The following is a 15,335-nucleotide window of genomic DNA, read 5'->3' as shown; positions in this document are numbered from 1 at the left end:
TAGCGTTGTGAATCTAGCAGGTTATATTGACCATACTTTGCTCAAGCCGGCAACTGCCGTTACTGACATCATCCAATTGTGTGAGGAAGCTGTCCAATATAAATTTGCGGCGGTATGCGTAAATCCGGTCTATGTTGATCTGGCGGCCCATCATCTTAAAGGCACCGGTGTAAAAACTGCTACTGTGATTGGCTTTCCCCTCGGGGCTACCTTCAGTGCCGTAAAAGTGGCCGAAGCTAAGGAAGCTGTACTGCGTAAGGCTGATGAACTGGATATGGTTATGCATATTGGCGCAGCCAAGGCCGGGCTGTGGGAAGCAGTGATCGCTGACATCCGGCAGGTTGTCGAGGCGGCGGACGGAGCAGCCGTCAAGGTCATTCTGGAGACCGGTCTTCTGACCGATGAAGAAAAGCGTCAGGCCTGTGAAGCCGTGATTGCCGGCGGGGCTCAGTTTGTCAAAACCTCTACAGGCTTTGGACCTGGCGGAGCGACAGAAAACGATATTCGTTTATTCAAGGAAGTAGCCGGCGACCAGATCGGCATTAAGGCTTCAGGCGGGATTCGCAGCCGTGAACAAGCTCTTAGACTTATTGCCGCCGGTGCTACCCGGTTGGGAACCAGCGCCGGGATAACTATCGTAAGCGAAGCCAAGTCATAACTGCAGCTTTTTTCCTTAAACCTATCATGAGATTGCTCCCCTAATGTTTGCAATGCATAATTCTTACATCATTGCCGGCATTAGGGCGGCAATCTTATTTTAATTTACATAAAACACCTGTAGATGTAAACTTGAATGCATGATATAATGTCCTTTACTTGCTCGAAAGGAGGGCAGTTTATCATGCGTGATCTATTAGAAATGATTCCTGGCGGTGTGCCGGCTGTAGTCGGTCTGGTTGTGGCCGGCTTGCTGTTAACGACACTCCCCCTTCATCCGCAAATGTGGCTGTACCCTCTGGTGCGGCAGGCGGTTGAACTTAAGATTCGCTACCAGACTAGTGACATGCTGGCAAAGGAGACGCCGCATTTTATTATTAAATATACAGAACAGGATGCCGATATGGTCGATATGGTGGCTACTGCGGCTGAGGCCGCATACAAACCGGTGACCACGGTTCTTGATTACACGCCTCGAGGCAAGGCGATCGTTTTGATTTATCCTGACCGACAAGCCATGAAAAAAGCTTACGGCTGGGCGGGTGACGCCAGTGCAATGGGCTTTTACTGGGGCGGAGTTATCCAGATATTATCGCCTAAGGCCTGGATGAAGAATAGCCAGGCGGTGGAAGAGTTTATTACTACCGGGCCACTGGCTCATGAATACACTCACCTGGTGCTGGATCATATGGCCAGAGGCAATTATACCCGCTGGTTTACCGAAGGCTTGGCGCAATATATGGAATACAAGGCCAACGGGTATGAGTGGATAACAGTGGATAACCGCCTGACAGGCAAGCTGTACACAATGGCTGAGTTGGAAGGGGACTTTGACGGATTACCCAACCAGGCGCTGGCTTATCGCCAGTCCTTGGCGGCTGTCCGGTATATTGCTGAAGTGCATGGCGAAGCCAAACTAAATGAGATTTTAAGGAGTGTCACGGCCGGGCAAAAGGTGAATAAAGCCATTAAAAGAGCTCTGGGAATGGATTATACCACCTTTGAGACCATGGTGAATCTTTGGGCCAAAGGTCATATGAAACAATATAGCAAAACCGCAAATTAAGGGATATGCCGGGAGCGGCATGTCCCTTTTTCTGCGATCTTACATATATCTGCCAAATGTGGGAAAAGTTAAGGATGATACTGGCTTCAGGAGGGAGAGTCTATGCTTAGCCGGCGGGAATTTCTCAAACTTTGCTCATCTGCTGTTCTCACCGCCAGCCTGACTGAACAGCTATTACCAATTATGCGGCAGGTATACGCCGAAAATAAGGTGGACAAACCGCCGGTAATCTGGCTGGAGCTGGGATCTTGCACCGGCAATTCTATCTCCATGGATAACGCTGTAAACCCGACGCTGGATCAAATTCTTGTCAATATGATTGATCTGCGATACGATTGGCTGCTAAATGTCGCACAGGGGCCGGAAATTGTCCAGACACTGCTAAATACTGCAGATAAGGAAGCCGGCAAGTTCTGGCTGGTGATCGAGGGATCGGTAATGACAGCCGACAACGGCCGTTATAACCATGTATTTATGCGTGGGGACCAGATGGTAACCGGCATGGCAGCCCTCCAGGAATTTGCTCCCAAGGCTAAGCATGTTATTGCTGTGGGCACCTGCGCCTGTTTCGGCGGTCCGGGGGCGGCCTACCCTAATCCGGGAGGAGGCAGAGGGGTATGGGAGGTAATAAAGCAACCTGTCATCAATATCCCCGGTTGCCCGATCAACCCAGACTGGGTATCCGGGACTTTCAGCCATCTCATCATGTATGGCGTGCCGGAACTTGACAGCTATAACAGGCCCAAACTGTTTTTTGGCCGGACAATTCATGATTTATGCCAGCGCCGGCAACAGTTTGAAGATGGAGTTTTTGCCTCCTTTCCCGGGGAAGGAGGCTGTCTGTACAAGGTGGGGTGCAAAGGGCCGGTAACATATGCCGATTGCCCCAAACGGCAATGGAATCACTATGTTAACTGGCCGGTAAGAGCCGGAGCGCCGTGTATCGGTTGCGTCAACCCCGGTTTTCCTGACAGCAGCATGCCTTTTTACAATCATTTGCCCAATATACAGACGCCTATAGGGACGATTAATATCAAGAAATTCGGCGCTGTGGCAGCCGGACTGGGAGCTGCCGCCGTAGGAGCCCATTTGGTAACGGGGGTTATTGCCAAAAGGGTGGGTAAGCACTGGCTGGATGGTACAAAACCCAAAGAATCTGATCCGCCTGAGAACTTGGAACAGCTAAAACAGGAGCTTGACGATTTAATCAGGCAGCAAAATGCACTCATTAGCGAAAGCCAAAGCCTGGCCCGGGCGAAAAAAAGGCGCAAACTACCCAGAACCTTCCGGCAGAAAGTGGTGGACTTTTTTCGTCCGGGGCAAAAGCACAGGAGGTAATCATGGCTGTCCAGACAGTTTTTCCGGTAACGCGAATACATGAACCGCTCCGGGCCGATGTGGAAGTGCAGAATGGCAAAATCGTAAACGCCTGGCTGGGGGCCCACTTGTTCCGGGGCATGGAAACCATGTTGACAGACCGTGACCCACGGGATGCCGCCCTTTTTACCCAACGCATCTGCGGCATATGTTCGAGTGCTCATGCCGTTGCCGCCGCCATGGCGCAGCAGCAGGCCTTTGGCGTTGCTCCAACTTCGGCCGGCCAGCATTTGATCAACCTGATCTTTGCCGCTGATCTTATCCAAAATCATCTGCGCCACTTTTACATGCTGGTATTATATGACTATGTAAAAGGTCCGGACATGCCGCCTTACATACCGCGTCCACAAGGGGACTTTCGTCTGCCGGCAAAAGTTAATGCTGAACTTTTGCAGCATGCCAAGGAAGCTGCGGTTAAAGCGGTACGGGCCCATGAGGCCATGGCTGTGTTTGGGGCCAAGGCGCCCATGCAGCAGACAATCATAGCGACCGGTGTTACCGAGCAGGCCTCAGTGGAACGGCTTATGGCCTACAGCAGCATTTTGCAGGAAGTCACCCAATGGGTAGAAAATGTTCATATGAATGATGTTATGATTATTGCCGACTATTATAAGGATTACTATGATATTGGCGCAGGCTACGGCAATTTTATGTCATTTGGCATGTTTCCCGCTCCGCTAACCGGAGAGCGAGCCTTCAAATCCGGTCTGGTAGTTAACAGCGGGCAGGTTGAAAAGCTGGACATTAACCTGATTGGTGAAGAAATACGCTATAGTTGGTATAAAGATGACCAGGAACGCCGGACACCGGACCAAGGCCGTACCAATCCCGGCAGGGACAAAGCGGAGGCTTATTCCTGGACTAAAGCACCGCGTTACCAGGAGATGCCCCTGGAGGGCGGACCGTTGGCCAGGGGTTTTATTGGCGGCTACTATCGCCGGGGGATATCGGTTATGGACCGGCTGGTGGCCAGGGCGCAGGAGACTCTGGCAATATGCCGCTTGGCCCAGGGCTGGCTTATGGAAATTGTTCCGAATACGCCCAGTTACCAGCCATTTACGCCGCCCGATAGCGGCGCCGGCGCCGGTTTGACAGACGCCATGCGGGGCGGGCTTGGCCATTGGATGGAGTACCGGCATAATAAGGTAACTCATTACCAGATCGTGACGCCAACGACCTGGAATTTTTCGCCGCGCGACAACCGGAGTGTCCGTGGACCGGTCGAACAGGCGCTGATTGGCACGCCGGTAACGGACGGTAATAATCTAATCGAAGCCGGCCGGGTAATCCGGTCCTTTGATCCGTGTTTCACCTGCGCTGTGCATATGCTGGACTGCGATTCAACTTCACGGCCGCAGTGACAGTGACAGGCAGCAGTCGGCCGCCGGCCGGCTCAGGCGCCCGGTACATACCCGAGAACGAACTACAGATGACTTCATCAATGATCTTGCAGATAAAGCAGCTCCTTTGCTGCATTTATGTCATATAACCGGGAAGGCCGGCGGTTGAAGCCGGAGTAAGAGCGTGGTACAATAGTTGCAGGAACTTTAGACTTGGCATAATGCCAAGTCTTTTACATAGTCCGGAAAGGGGACAAATATGAGTATTTTTCAAGCATGTGATATACGCGGTGTGGCAGGCAAAGAGTTAAGCGAAGTTATGGTCAGGCGGATTGCTTTAGCGGTCGGAGTTAAACTTAGCGGTCAAAAAGTAGTGGTAGGCGGTGATATCAGGCTGTCAACCCCGGCTTTGCAGCGCATCATGCTGGACGGTCTGGCAGAATCCGGTTGCCAGGTTATTGATATCGGCACTGTGGCGACGCCGGTATTTTACTATGCCCTCAAGTCGACCGGTGCAACCGGCGGCGTTATGGTAACTGCATCCCACAATCCGGCCCAGTATAATGGTTTTAAACTGGTACTGGGGCCACAGCCTGTAAGCGAAGAAGATGTGGCCGAGATCGGCCGGATGGTAGCGCATAACCTCAGGACATCGGGGCCGGGGTCTGTGTCGCCGCTGCCGGTGACAGCCGATTATATCGAATATACTGCCGGCAAGGCCAGCCCGGGTAAACTAAGGGTGGTTATTGATGCCGGCAACGGCGCTACGGCTGCCATTGCGCCCGGACTGTTCCGCCGGCTTGGGTATGAAGTAATAGAACTTAACTGCACAGCCGACGGACGCTTTCCTCACCGGCCGCCTAATCCGGCACTGGCTGAGAACCTTGCGGCTCTGGGACAAGCCGTGCTTGAGCAGAAAGCGGCGCTGGGCATTGGTTTTGACGGCGACGGCGACCGGGTTGGCTTTGTTGATGAAAATGGCCGTCCTGTTGACAATGATGATATTATGGTGCTTATGGCCCGGTCTTACCTTGCCAGGGAAAAGGGGGCTGTTATTTATGACGCCAAATGTTCGATGGTAGTCCCGGAAGAAGTAAAGAGAGCCGGCGGCCGGCCTGTCATAGCCCGGGCCGGGCATACCTTCAGCAAGGCCGCCTTTCAGCGTGAGAATGCCTTATTTGCCGGCGAAATCAGCGGACACTTCTTTTTCCGGGAATTAGGCTATGATGACGGTATGTTCTCCGGACTGAAAGTTTGTGAGCTGGTAGCAGAGAACGGTGGACTGGCAGCCCAGATTGACGCTATCCCCAACTATCTGCTTACGCCGGACATCCGGGTTCCTTACCATGGCCCTGACAAAGCGGCAATCCTTAATCAGGTTGCGGCCGCATTAACAGCATACAGTCCCAATTTAATCGACGGGGTGCGAATTGAGTTTGCCGACGGCTGGGGCATGATCCGCGCTTCTGTGACTGAACCTTTATTTACCCTGCGGTTTGAAGCCAAGACAGCTGAACGGCTGAAAGAGATTACCGCCTTATTGCTCGCCGCGCTGCCTGCCGCTGTCAGAGAGTCAGTGACAGCGAAGCTGCCGCCAGGCTGCCTGTGATTGGTTTAGAATACCGGCGGTATTCGAGGGAATTTGTTGCTGGCAGAGAGGATTTGCCGGCTTTAAGGGCGAATAACATACCTGTTACTAACAGCTAAAATTTTATAAGAGGTAAATATGCAAATTCATGTTTTGGCCAGCGGCAGCACCGGAAATGCTACCTATATTGAGATGGAGAATACGAAACTACTGGTTGACGCCGGCATCAGCGCCAGGCGCATTAAACAGTCGCTTGATAAACTCGGCGCCAAGGTAGAAGATATCGACGGCATACTCATCACCCATGAGCACCGTGATCATGTTAATGGATTGACCACTTTACTGAAGAAATATAACCTGCCGGCATATGCGCGGCCAGATACCTGGCAATCCATGTATTGCCGGGCTGCATTGCCGGATGAATGCTGCCGGCTTCTGCCGGAAAGTCTTGATATTGGCAAAGTTAAGGTGGAGCCTTTCAGTATTTCGCATGATGCCGCCGATCCTGTCGGATTTCGTTTGTTTGCCGGTGACAGCAAAGTCAGTGTTGCCACCGACCTTGGTTTTGTTACGCCGACAGTAAAAGATGCCCTGTCTTTATCCGACGTATTGGTTTTTGAATCCAACCATGATGTCGATATGCTGAAAAATGGCAGTTACCCCTGGCCTTTGAAAAAACGCATCCTAAGCAACCGCGGCCATCTGGCCAATACGGATGCAGGCTGGACACTGGCCCGGCTAAACCGTAAAGCCCACACGCATGTTTTTCTGGCTCATCTCAGTCAGGAAAACAATCGTCCGGAACTGGCTGAAGAAACCGTCGCTGATATATTGACAACGCAAGGCTGCCGCCTGGGCGAGGATGTTACTTTGCATCTTACCTATCCTGAAAAAATTTCAGGAATATGCGAACATAAGTAGGAGGCGATAGCATGAACTGGTTTAGAAGGTTAACTCCCTATATTACCGTATCGTTAGTTAGCATGATTATTGGCGCAATGCTAGTCGTAGGCTGCGCCGGCAATATTTCTTCTGACAAGGCCAAAAAACCTGATGGCGTAGGGTCGCCGTTTAACGGGCTTCAGCCGCCTACGGCTCAGGCTCAGGTCTCGGAAGCGCGCAATACCCCCATTGTCCGGGCGGCACAGACGGTTGGCCCGGCTGTTGTCGGCATCACTAACAAGGGAATTGCCCGGGATTTCTTCAGTAACCGGAAAGTCCTCATCGAGCAAGGGACAGGCTCAGGTGTAATTTTTGATGCGCAGGGCTATATTGCCACAAACTATCATGTGGTGGAAAATGCGCAGGAGATCTCAGTTTCTCTTTCTGACGGACGTACAGTGGATGGCAAGGTTATCGGCGTCGATCCCGCTACCGACCTTGCTGTTGTAAAAGTAAACGCCGAGAATTTACCGGTCGCCGTACTGGGCGACTCTGATTCGCTGATGGTAGGCGAACCGGCCATTGCCATTGGCAATCCGCTTGGTCTTGAGTTCAAAGGCAGTGTGACTGCCGGTGTTATCAGCGCCCTGAATCGTTCGCTGGATATCGGCGAGCGCCGCTTTAAACTCATCCAAACCGATGCCGCTATTAACCCTGGTAATTCCGGTGGTGCTCTTGTTAACGCCGATGGTGTGGTTATTGGTATCAACAGCGCCAAAATTGCCCTTTCCGGTGTGGAAGGCATCGGCTTTGCCATTCCGATTAACAGCGCCCGGCCTATTCTGCAATCCCTTATTGACAAGGGGAGGGTAGTGAGAGCCTATCTTGGTGTAGGCGCTCTGGATCAGGCTTCGGCTGCCAAGTATGGCTATGAACTTAAGCTGGAAAAAGGTGTATACCTTGCCAAAGTGTCATCCTCCGGACCAGCCTACAAAGCCGGTATGCGTGAAGGTGATATCATTCTGAAAGTAGCCGGCGCCGAAACCAACAGTGTTGCCGAATTACGGGCCGTCCTTGACTCCCAACAGGTAGGCAGCCACGTCGAAGTTGTTATACAAAGAAACGGCAAAAACCAGACGCTCAACGTGCCCCTGGAAGAAATGCCTGCCGGTCAATAAGATGAAAATCACAATTGTTGCCATCGGCAAAATCAAAGAAAAGTATTTGACTGCCGGTATTCAGGAATTCGTCAAAAGGCTAACGCCTTACTGCAAGCTGGACATCCTCGAGCTTGCCGAAGAACGCATGCCTGACAATCCGTCACCGGCTGAAAAAACACAAGCGCTCACCCGTGAGGGTGAGCGCATTTTAAAGGCCGTCCGGCCAAGCAGTTATCTCATCGTCCTGGACGTAGCCGGCCAAGCTCTCGCCTCAGAACAACTGGCAGGCAAATTTGACAGCCTGGCGCTCAGCGGCCAGAGCGATGTGACCTTTGTTATCGGCGGCGCTTTCGGCCTGTCGGCGGAGGTAGCGGCAGCAGCTAAAGAAAGGCTGTCGTTTTCCAAGATGACGTTTACACATCAGATGATACGGCTGCTCTTAGTCGAGCAGGTGTATCGGGCATTTAAGATTTCGCGGGGAGAACCGTATCACTGGTAACGGTGAAAAATGACTTGTAATATAAGTAAATACAAGAATAGTCGAAGTTCCTGCAGGAATGTTTTAATAACTTGCAGGAATTTTATATTTTTATGGCAATTTTGTTAGTTGCTATCTTATAGGACTTTTGGACTCAATAGAACCGTCCCTATGAGTCCTGTATTTTAGCATGGTTGAGAATCAGTTTTCTAGCGTGCCTGCGAAGTATGCAGGCCTGTCAGCAGCGGTGCCAGCCAAGTTGGCGCTGCTTGTTGTAAAATCCGGCGAACAAACGGGAGGGGGAAAGCTGCAGCTGGTAACCCCTTACCATGGGCAGCCGCCAAACCCGACCTGGGAAGGAAGGGCATGGGCCTGCTGACACCAAGGGAGACGCGATCTGTACGGCCAAATATTAGAAAAGCATTAAAAAGTGCGAAAAAACAAAAAAATCCAACAAAAACAGACAAACCTGCTCGACACTTGCCCCTGCCTGTGGTAAAATTTGAAACAGTAAAGAAATACCAGGAATTCGGTGCAGGTGCCCGTTAAGGGCCTAACAGAAAAACCGGTTGAAAGCCGGTGCGGTCCCGCCACTGTAATGGGGAGCAAAGCCATAATATGCCACTGAGACGAAAAGTGTCTTGGGAAGGTTTGGCGGCGCGAGGAGCCAGAGCCAGGAGAACTGCCTGCATGACAATCACCGACAGTACCGCGCCTAAGGTGCGGTGCGTAACCTGCGACAGACAGGGAAGGAGGATTTGCGTGTGCAGTGTGCCGGTCTGCGACCGGTTTTTTGCAAAGAAGCCTTCCTTGTCAGCCGGCAGGGGCGGCTTCTTTTGGTTTAATTTTCGGTATGACCGCAATGGGACCGGCTTTTTTTTCAGCGAAGGCGCAGTCGACCGGCTGCCGCCGCTCTGCTGGTGCGGCGACAGCGGCAGACAAGCTAATATATGACAGAAACAGAAAGTACAGCGGGTACAGGTGCCCTGTGAAAGGGCTCAATAGGGAAGACCGGTGTAAAGCCGGCGCGGTTCCGCCACTGTAAGCCCGAGTTAGCCCTAAAAGGCCACTGGCAGGAGATAAAGCTGCCGGGAAGGCGGGGCTGATGATGAAGGAAAGCCAGGAGAACTGCCTGTACCGACATCCTTGCCGGACCTGCGATCAACAGGGAGAGGATTTGGGGTTTGTGTGAGCTTTTATCCTTACACAAGTCAGTCGAGGAGCAAAGGAGGGAACGGAAGCAGCGCACAAAAACGGGCGGGAACCGGACCTTTTTTCCGGCCTGGCAAGGGAGGGAGCATAAGAGACAAGCTAAATAGCAACATAAAGTGGGGAGAGGTGCCCTTTGGGGCTTAATAGGGAAGACCGGTGAAAAACCGGCGCGGTCCCGCCACTGTAACGGGGAGCAATTTTGCAGCAGTACGGCTAACGTACTGGGTCACTGGAGCGCAAGCTTTGGGAAGGCGCAAACGAGCAATGAACCGGAGCCAGGAGAACTGCCTGTCCAGCGATCACCATAGCAGCGTGTTAGCCTGTCGTTTTGCGGCGGAGAGCGTGCTGCGGCACCTGCGAGCGACAGGGAGGGGATTACGGCAGCACCCGGAAACCGATTTTCCCTGTCTGACGTAATACACTCCTGTAAGGGAGTTTTTTTAGTTTATTATCGTAAAAGCCATCACTAAAGCGTTTATAAGCTAGAAAGAGGAGAGATTTTGCAATGGTACTACATAAATTAAAGGGAAAGGCATTGGCAACAAGTATTGCCTGCGCTTTGGCGCTGAGTATGGCGCCAACTTATAATGCCGTCGCTTATGCGGCAGAGGCGGACAGCGAACAGCAGCAGAAAACAGGTGAAACGGCGAAAGACGCCGATTACGCGCAGACTCAGGAGGAGTACCAACTGCCAACGGTGACAGTGGAAGCGCCCCGTCCTGAATGGGAGTCCAAGCTTTCACCGGGCACCGTCTCCATCGTTCGCCCCGAGGATTTCAAAGGCGAACAAAAGACCTTGCCCGAACTGCTTAAACGGGTACCTGGCGTCCATATTAGGGAGGTTACTGGCACCGGGCAATATACCGTCGTCAGTGTCCGCGGCAGCACTGCTGCCCAGGTGGGCATCTTTGTCGACGGAGTACTGACCAAGCTGGGCGGGGATGCTGCTACCGACCTGTCCACCATTCCAGTGGAAAATGTTGAACGCATTGAGATCTATCGCGGCTACATCCCGGCCCGCTTCCCAGGCGCCTGGATAGGTGGGGTTATCAATATCGTTACCAAAAAACCGCAGAATACCGGATTCTCCCTTTCCCAGGGCATGAGTTCCTATGGCGGCTACACGGGCAGCCTGGGAGTCAATGCCCCGCTGGGTGGTGGCAGTCTCTTCGTGGGTGTCAACCGCGACCAGAGTCAGGGCGACTTCAAATATAATTTTCCGGGGACAGATATATACCGCCACCGTCTCAACAACGGCTATCAGAATACAGATGTGCTGGTTAAGTGGCAGGATGAAAACTGGCAGGTAAAGTACGCCTGGAAGCGCAACTACCGTGAACTTCCTTACAATGTTCTTAATGAAAATTACGATCTGCCCTCTTATTGGGGCAGTAAACAGCCGTCTAAAAAGCTAAATACTGATCAGTCGGACCTGCTAATCGGGCGGCGGCAGACGGATGGCAACTTGGAGTGGGGCTGGCGTTTGACCTACATGGATCAGGATAAAAATTATAAAAATCCGTGGGGCAACAACACTATTTTTGCAAAATGGAGCCACTACCAGTCACAACGTTTTGGTGGTTCCCTGGATGGGTCTTTCAAAGCAGGTGATGCTCACCTGCTGGAGTTCATGGCTAACTATTCCCACGAGCGACTTGATGTCGATGGAGCCGCTATGACTTCTCCGTCTTATGCCTGGGTTAAAGATCACTATACACAAACGCTGGCCGACATTCAGCTCCAGGACACCATCACGCTTAACAAAAAAGGCGACTTCTGGTTTACTCCCAGTGTGCACTGGAATTATTCCGGCGGCATGGGGGAGGCGAAATCCAACTACCTTTGGTGGGTAACTGCGATGCAGGAGAACGCAGACAGTAAATTCACATGGCAGACCGCTCTCAAAAAACAGCTTAATGAGCAGACTACTCTGCGGGCGACCTACGGTACTTACTACCGCTTCCCCAACCTCTACGAGCTGATCGGCGACGGCGCCTTTATCCTGCCGGTCCCTCCCAGTTCGACTGTAGCCGGTGCTGCTGGGCCGGAGCATGGCAGACAGTGGGACCTCGGGATACAGTGGCATGGCGAAACGTTTAAGGCTAAGTCTGACTGGGCTCTCACCTATTTTGGCCGCCATTCGTACGACATGCTTGAGCTGTACCGGATGGGTCTGACCTATATGTCCTACGTGAATGGCGGCGAAGGCAGGGTCAATGGTGTGGAACTGGAAGGTAAGCTTAACTGGGACCGCTGGGATTTGGACTTGTCAGCTACCTATATGCAGTCCAAGGATTTGCAGCGAATAAAAAAGATGTATTATCTCTATCCGAATGGCAACTACGGCAAATCACTGGAGAACTTCGCCCCTAAATGGGAGGGGCTGCTACGGCTGACCTACCGTTTCCCTGGTGAGAGGCTCTCGCTTTTTAACGAAATCCGCTATGTAGGCGAAACGAATGTGGATGATGAGGTTGACTGGAATACCTCTTACACCACGGTCGGACTGGGCGCCAAGTATAAGTTTAGTAAAGACACCAGACTTACCGTAGGTGTCAATAACATGTTTAATAAGGTCCCTTACTGGAAGACGCTGTATACAGGTACTGGATATGATCCCTATTACTATTACGGCACCATGAAGTATCCGCTGGCAGGGCGGACCTATTACGCGACTGTACAGTGGGACTTTTAGGAAATAGTGCAAATAGGCAACAATGATATATTTGGTCAATAATGTGTGTACCGATGCATGAAGGAGGCTTTTTAAGTCCGACTTTCTTATATTTTGTTTCTTCCTGTTGGACGATTATAGGATCAGACCAGGAGGTGAACGATGGAACAACAGAAAATTGATCAACTGACGCAAAAACTGCAATGTACGGCTATCATCCGAACTAGATCCGGCAAAGCACAAACGAGGCTCTGGAGAACTGTACAACGGATGCCGATACTTCGTAGGAACAAAAGATCATTGATGCTCTGGGAAGCTATGTGGCGTTTGCCGCGAAGTGCCGGGGTACAGGCCCCGAGGGCAATAGTCGATAGAAGAAAATCCAAATCTTCCGCCCTGTATGACTCGCTCAGCTTGACCAATATCGGTCTGAAATATGACTTCAACAGTACAATCAAATTGACCGCCGGCGTCAATGACTTGTTTAACAAAGGACCCGAACAGTTGTGGCGCAGAACCGGATACGGTCCATTGGACAGTATCGGCAATATAGCCTATCCGCAGCAGGACCGGACCTATTACGCCACCGTACAGTATTTCTTCTAGACAGAGCCTTCAGCAAAACGCTACATCGCTAAGCCTGGGCGCTATTTTGTCCAGGCTTAGCTGCTTAAATACTGCCAATAGCAATAAGAAATTTAGCTTGAGGGGCTATTCTGGGTGTGTGTTTGGGGTCAGGCTTTGTGTTTGGGGTCAGGCTTGATTTATAGCAAAATTGAGTTGTTTTTCTCGTAATCTTGCAATAGTCGCATAAATCAAATTATTATTAACTCAAGCCTGACCCCTGTTTTCTATTCCGATGGGATGCTGGTTGACCCTACGACGATGTATGTACTAAACAATCTATATCGTATGGTTTTGGCACGGCGGAGATCGTCAATATCTTTTCTGCTGTGGACGGCAGGAAGAGCCTGAAGAATGAAATCGAACAGGGAATTTTGGAACAGATTTTGGCATCGGCAGAACGGGTGGATGTCATCATCGTTGTCTGGGGCAAAGCGGGAGATACTAGCAAAGCGGTTCAGAAAAGACAGGAATATTTTCTGGAAAAGCTTGGCGAGTTCGAGGACAAAATGCAAATGATTGGCTTTCATCCTTTAGCTCCGCGAATGCGACTGAGGTGAAAGTTAGAGACATTTCGCAGAAAGAAAAGTGTGTAATCAATATCGGCAGATACATCAGATAGTGATTAAGTATAAAGTAGGGTAGTCCATCGACCTATCTGGATGATGGGCTATTAGGATTTTTATAATATGTACTATATAGGTCGTTAGCAGGTAAGAACATAACTGAGAAGGGTGTCTAGTGTAAAGTAAGCCAGTTTATGGTAAAATATAAGTAGTAATTTAATTGAGAAATTGGCGTCAGCTCAGAATATAAACTATCTGGGATGGATTTATTAAAATGGCTTGGGAGGTGATTCTACTGGATTATCCTGCAATACTGAAACAAATAGACGAAAAAAAGGCTTTACTGGACAGTAAAAGGCCATTTCCACGCCATACGCTGGAAAGTTTGAGAGAAAAGCTACTAGTTGAATGGACATATCATTCAAACGCTATTGAAGGTAATACCCTAACTTTGTCAGAAACTAAAGTAGTTTTAGAGGGAATCACCATTGGCGGGAAAACTCTGCGCGAGCATCTTGAAGTAATTAATCATCGAGAAGCAATCGGTTATATAGAAGAGATCATCACAAAAAAGGAAGACCTGTCTGACTGGCAGATTAAGAATATCCATGCTATTGTCCTAAAGGGCATATTGCCCGAGAGCGCTGGTGTTTACAGACGAGAAAATGTTTTCATCAGTGGTGCTGAGCATATACCGCCTGACTATGTACAGGTTCCTGCGCAAATGGCTGAGTTGCTGGAATGGTATAAGGGAGAAGCACAGAAGCTACATGCCGTTGAAAGAGCGGCTATTCTGCATAGCTGGTTTGTTAAAATACATCCCTTTGTGGATGGTAATGGGCGTACAGCAAGATTACTGTTAAACTTTGAGCTTATGAAAAATGGATATGTACCGATTGTTATTAAAAAAGAACAGCGGGTAGAGTACTATGATTCTTTGGATTTTTCCCATGTGAAAGGGGATTATAGCGGATTTGTTAAATTAGCAGCTCAAATTTTGGAAGATACTTTTGATTTTTATATCAGACATATTGGATAAGGTGTATTAATGGTATTGAAAAACAGGTACCTACTACTAGCTACCGTGGACTGACCATTCACGCAGGACGGACCGTAGCGAATATGGATTTGTTTACTCGAAGAGTGGAAAAAGCCTTGTGGAACGAAGATACGCCGTTTGGTAAATGATCGCTATAGCTGAGTTGGTTGATTGTGTTGAATGATTGTAAAGCTGACTTGCAAGGATTACCCAGAGATGCCGCCTAAATGGGCGGTTTTTTCTTGTCTAACTTTAAACGGTAATAAGTGATATAAAAGATATTACGGATACTCTGCATAGCGCAAAATACCAGGTAATTAATATTAAACATATAATTATAAAGAATTATAAAGAATTATAAAAAAATATAAATATTTAAAAATAATGCAGGAATTTGGCGATTTATGGTATAAATATTAAAATATTATTTAATCAAATGATTTGCTGACCGATTAAAATAATTCTCAGATGATAAAGAAAGACAGTTTTAGATTGGTGTTTGGGCAAACCTGATGAAAGCCAGGGACGCAAAGCTATGGGTCTAAGGATGAGATCATCTTAATGTGATTTCATCTATGATAGCCAAGCCGCATTAGTGTATTTTGCTATGCGGCTTGGCTTTTTGTATCATTTCCTTGTAGAGGATGTTTATTATGTTGATGTAGCAGAAGT

13 protein-coding genes, 1 pseudogene and 4 riboswitches are annotated in these 15,335 nt (G+C 49.8%); all 14 genes and pseudogenes read left to right on the top strand.

Annotated features, from left to right (window positions below; genetic code table 11):
- Positions 1-7: 7 nt before the first annotated feature.
- The 14 genes and pseudogenes from deoC (at position 8) to SATMO3_RS27480 (ending at position 14,663) form a co-directional block, all read left to right on the top strand.
- Positions 8-658 carry a deoxyribose-phosphate aldolase gene (gene deoC / locus SATMO3_RS27545; RefSeq protein ID WP_371373887.1) on the top strand — a complete coding sequence of 217 codons (651 nt, stop codon included), beginning with the start codon at positions 8-10 and terminating at the stop codon, positions 656-658.
- A gap of 183 nt (positions 659-841) precedes the next feature.
- Complete coding sequence (locus SATMO3_RS27540) at positions 842-1,723, top strand: peptidase MA family metallohydrolase (protein ID WP_371373884.1); 882 nt, start codon at positions 842-844, stop codon at positions 1,721-1,723.
- Positions 1,724-1,825: 102 nt separating this feature from the next.
- Positions 1,826-3,061 carry a hydrogenase small subunit gene (locus SATMO3_RS27535; protein WP_371373881.1) on the top strand — a complete coding sequence of 412 codons (1,236 nt, stop codon included), beginning with the start codon at positions 1,826-1,828 and terminating at the stop codon, positions 3,059-3,061.
- A gap of 2 nt (positions 3,062-3,063) precedes the next feature.
- On the top strand, positions 3,064-4,461 hold the full coding sequence (locus SATMO3_RS27530; protein ID WP_371373879.1) for a nickel-dependent hydrogenase large subunit: 1,398 nt from the start codon (positions 3,064-3,066) through the stop codon (positions 4,459-4,461).
- Positions 4,462-4,699: 238 nt separating this feature from the next.
- Positions 4,700-6,049, top strand: a complete 1,350-nt coding sequence (locus SATMO3_RS27525; RefSeq protein WP_371373876.1) for a phosphomannomutase/phosphoglucomutase — start codon at positions 4,700-4,702, stop codon at positions 6,047-6,049.
- A 117-nt stretch (positions 6,050-6,166) separates the two neighbouring features.
- Positions 6,167-6,949: an MBL fold metallo-hydrolase gene (locus SATMO3_RS27520; protein ID WP_371373874.1), complete on the top strand. Its 783-nt coding sequence runs from the start codon at positions 6,167-6,169 to the stop codon at positions 6,947-6,949.
- An 11-nt stretch (positions 6,950-6,960) separates the two neighbouring features.
- Complete coding sequence (locus SATMO3_RS27515; RefSeq protein ID WP_371373872.1) at positions 6,961-8,088, top strand: S1C family serine protease; 1,128 nt, start codon at positions 6,961-6,963, stop codon at positions 8,086-8,088.
- A gap of 1 nt (position 8,089) precedes the next feature.
- Positions 8,090-8,569: a 23S rRNA (pseudouridine(1915)-N(3))-methyltransferase RlmH gene (gene rlmH / locus SATMO3_RS27510; protein ID WP_371373870.1), complete on the top strand. Its 480-nt coding sequence runs from the start codon at positions 8,090-8,092 to the stop codon at positions 8,567-8,569.
- Between the two features lie 345 nt (positions 8,570-8,914).
- Positions 8,915-9,097, top strand: a complete 183-nt coding sequence (locus tag SATMO3_RS27505; protein ID WP_371373868.1) for a hypothetical protein — start codon at positions 8,915-8,917, stop codon at positions 9,095-9,097.
- Positions 9,068-9,253: riboswitch (cobalamin riboswitch) on the top strand. It overlaps the preceding gene by 30 nt.
- Entirely contained in the window at positions 9,239-9,502 is a 264-nt protein-coding gene (locus SATMO3_RS27500) for a hypothetical protein (protein ID WP_371373865.1), read from the top strand. It overlaps the preceding riboswitch by 15 nt.
- A gap of 8 nt (positions 9,503-9,510) precedes the next feature.
- A riboswitch (cobalamin riboswitch) is annotated at positions 9,511-9,699 on the top strand.
- A gap of 168 nt (positions 9,700-9,867) precedes the next feature.
- Positions 9,868-10,067, top strand: a riboswitch (cobalamin riboswitch).
- A gap of 198 nt (positions 10,068-10,265) precedes the next feature.
- Positions 10,266-12,455 (top strand): TonB-dependent receptor plug domain-containing protein, encoded by a 2,190-nt coding sequence (locus SATMO3_RS27495; RefSeq protein WP_371373862.1) that lies wholly within the window; start codon positions 10,266-10,268, stop codon positions 12,453-12,455.
- A 141-nt stretch (positions 12,456-12,596) separates the two neighbouring features.
- Entirely contained in the window at positions 12,597-13,040 is a 444-nt protein-coding gene (locus SATMO3_RS27490; RefSeq protein ID WP_371373859.1) for a hypothetical protein, read from the top strand.
- Between the two features lie 296 nt (positions 13,041-13,336).
- Positions 13,337-13,618: pseudogene (locus tag SATMO3_RS27485) on the top strand (DUF1643 domain-containing protein); the annotation flags it as partial.
- A gap of 280 nt (positions 13,619-13,898) precedes the next feature.
- The gene (locus SATMO3_RS27480; RefSeq protein ID WP_371373856.1) at positions 13,899-14,663 is read left to right on the top strand and encodes a Fic family protein; all 765 of its coding nucleotides are present in this window, start codon (positions 13,899-13,901) and stop codon (positions 14,661-14,663) included.
- Between the two features lie 492 nt (positions 14,664-15,155).
- Positions 15,156-15,258, top strand: a riboswitch (cyclic di-GMP riboswitch).
- Positions 15,259-15,335 lie beyond the last annotated feature (77 nt).

Origin of the sequence: Sporomusa aerivorans (assembly GCF_041428895.1) — a bacterium.
GTDB classification, from domain to species: Bacteria; Bacillota; Negativicutes; order Sporomusales; family Sporomusaceae; genus Sporomusa; species Sporomusa aerivorans.
Note: the sequence above shows the minus strand (reverse complement) of the source record. Positions and strands in the feature narration are given on the sequence as shown.

Coding starts and splice junctions, on each gene's coding strand:
- SATMO3_RS27540 (WP_371373884.1), top strand. CDS start 842: ATGCGTGATCTATTAGAAATGATTCCTGGCGGTGTGCCGGCTGTAGTC.
- SATMO3_RS27535 (WP_371373881.1), top strand. CDS start 1,826: ATGCTTAGCCGGCGGGAATTTCTCAAACTTTGCTCATCTGCTGTTCTC.
- SATMO3_RS27530 (WP_371373879.1), top strand. CDS start 3,064: ATGGCTGTCCAGACAGTTTTTCCGGTAACGCGAATACATGAACCGCTC.
- SATMO3_RS27525 (WP_371373876.1), top strand. CDS start 4,700: ATGAGTATTTTTCAAGCATGTGATATACGCGGTGTGGCAGGCAAAGAG.
- SATMO3_RS27520 (WP_371373874.1), top strand. CDS start 6,167: ATGCAAATTCATGTTTTGGCCAGCGGCAGCACCGGAAATGCTACCTAT.
- SATMO3_RS27515 (WP_371373872.1), top strand. CDS start 6,961: ATGAACTGGTTTAGAAGGTTAACTCCCTATATTACCGTATCGTTAGTT.
- rlmH (WP_371373870.1), top strand. CDS start 8,090: ATGAAAATCACAATTGTTGCCATCGGCAAAATCAAAGAAAAGTATTTG.
- SATMO3_RS27505 (WP_371373868.1), top strand. CDS start 8,915: ATGGGCCTGCTGACACCAAGGGAGACGCGATCTGTACGGCCAAATATT.
- SATMO3_RS27500 (WP_371373865.1), top strand. CDS start 9,239: ATGACAATCACCGACAGTACCGCGCCTAAGGTGCGGTGCGTAACCTGC.
- SATMO3_RS27495 (WP_371373862.1), top strand. CDS start 10,266: ATGGTACTACATAAATTAAAGGGAAAGGCATTGGCAACAAGTATTGCC.
- SATMO3_RS27490 (WP_371373859.1), top strand. CDS start 12,597: ATGGAACAACAGAAAATTGATCAACTGACGCAAAAACTGCAATGTACG.
- SATMO3_RS27480 (WP_371373856.1), top strand. CDS start 13,899: ATGGCTTGGGAGGTGATTCTACTGGATTATCCTGCAATACTGAAACAA.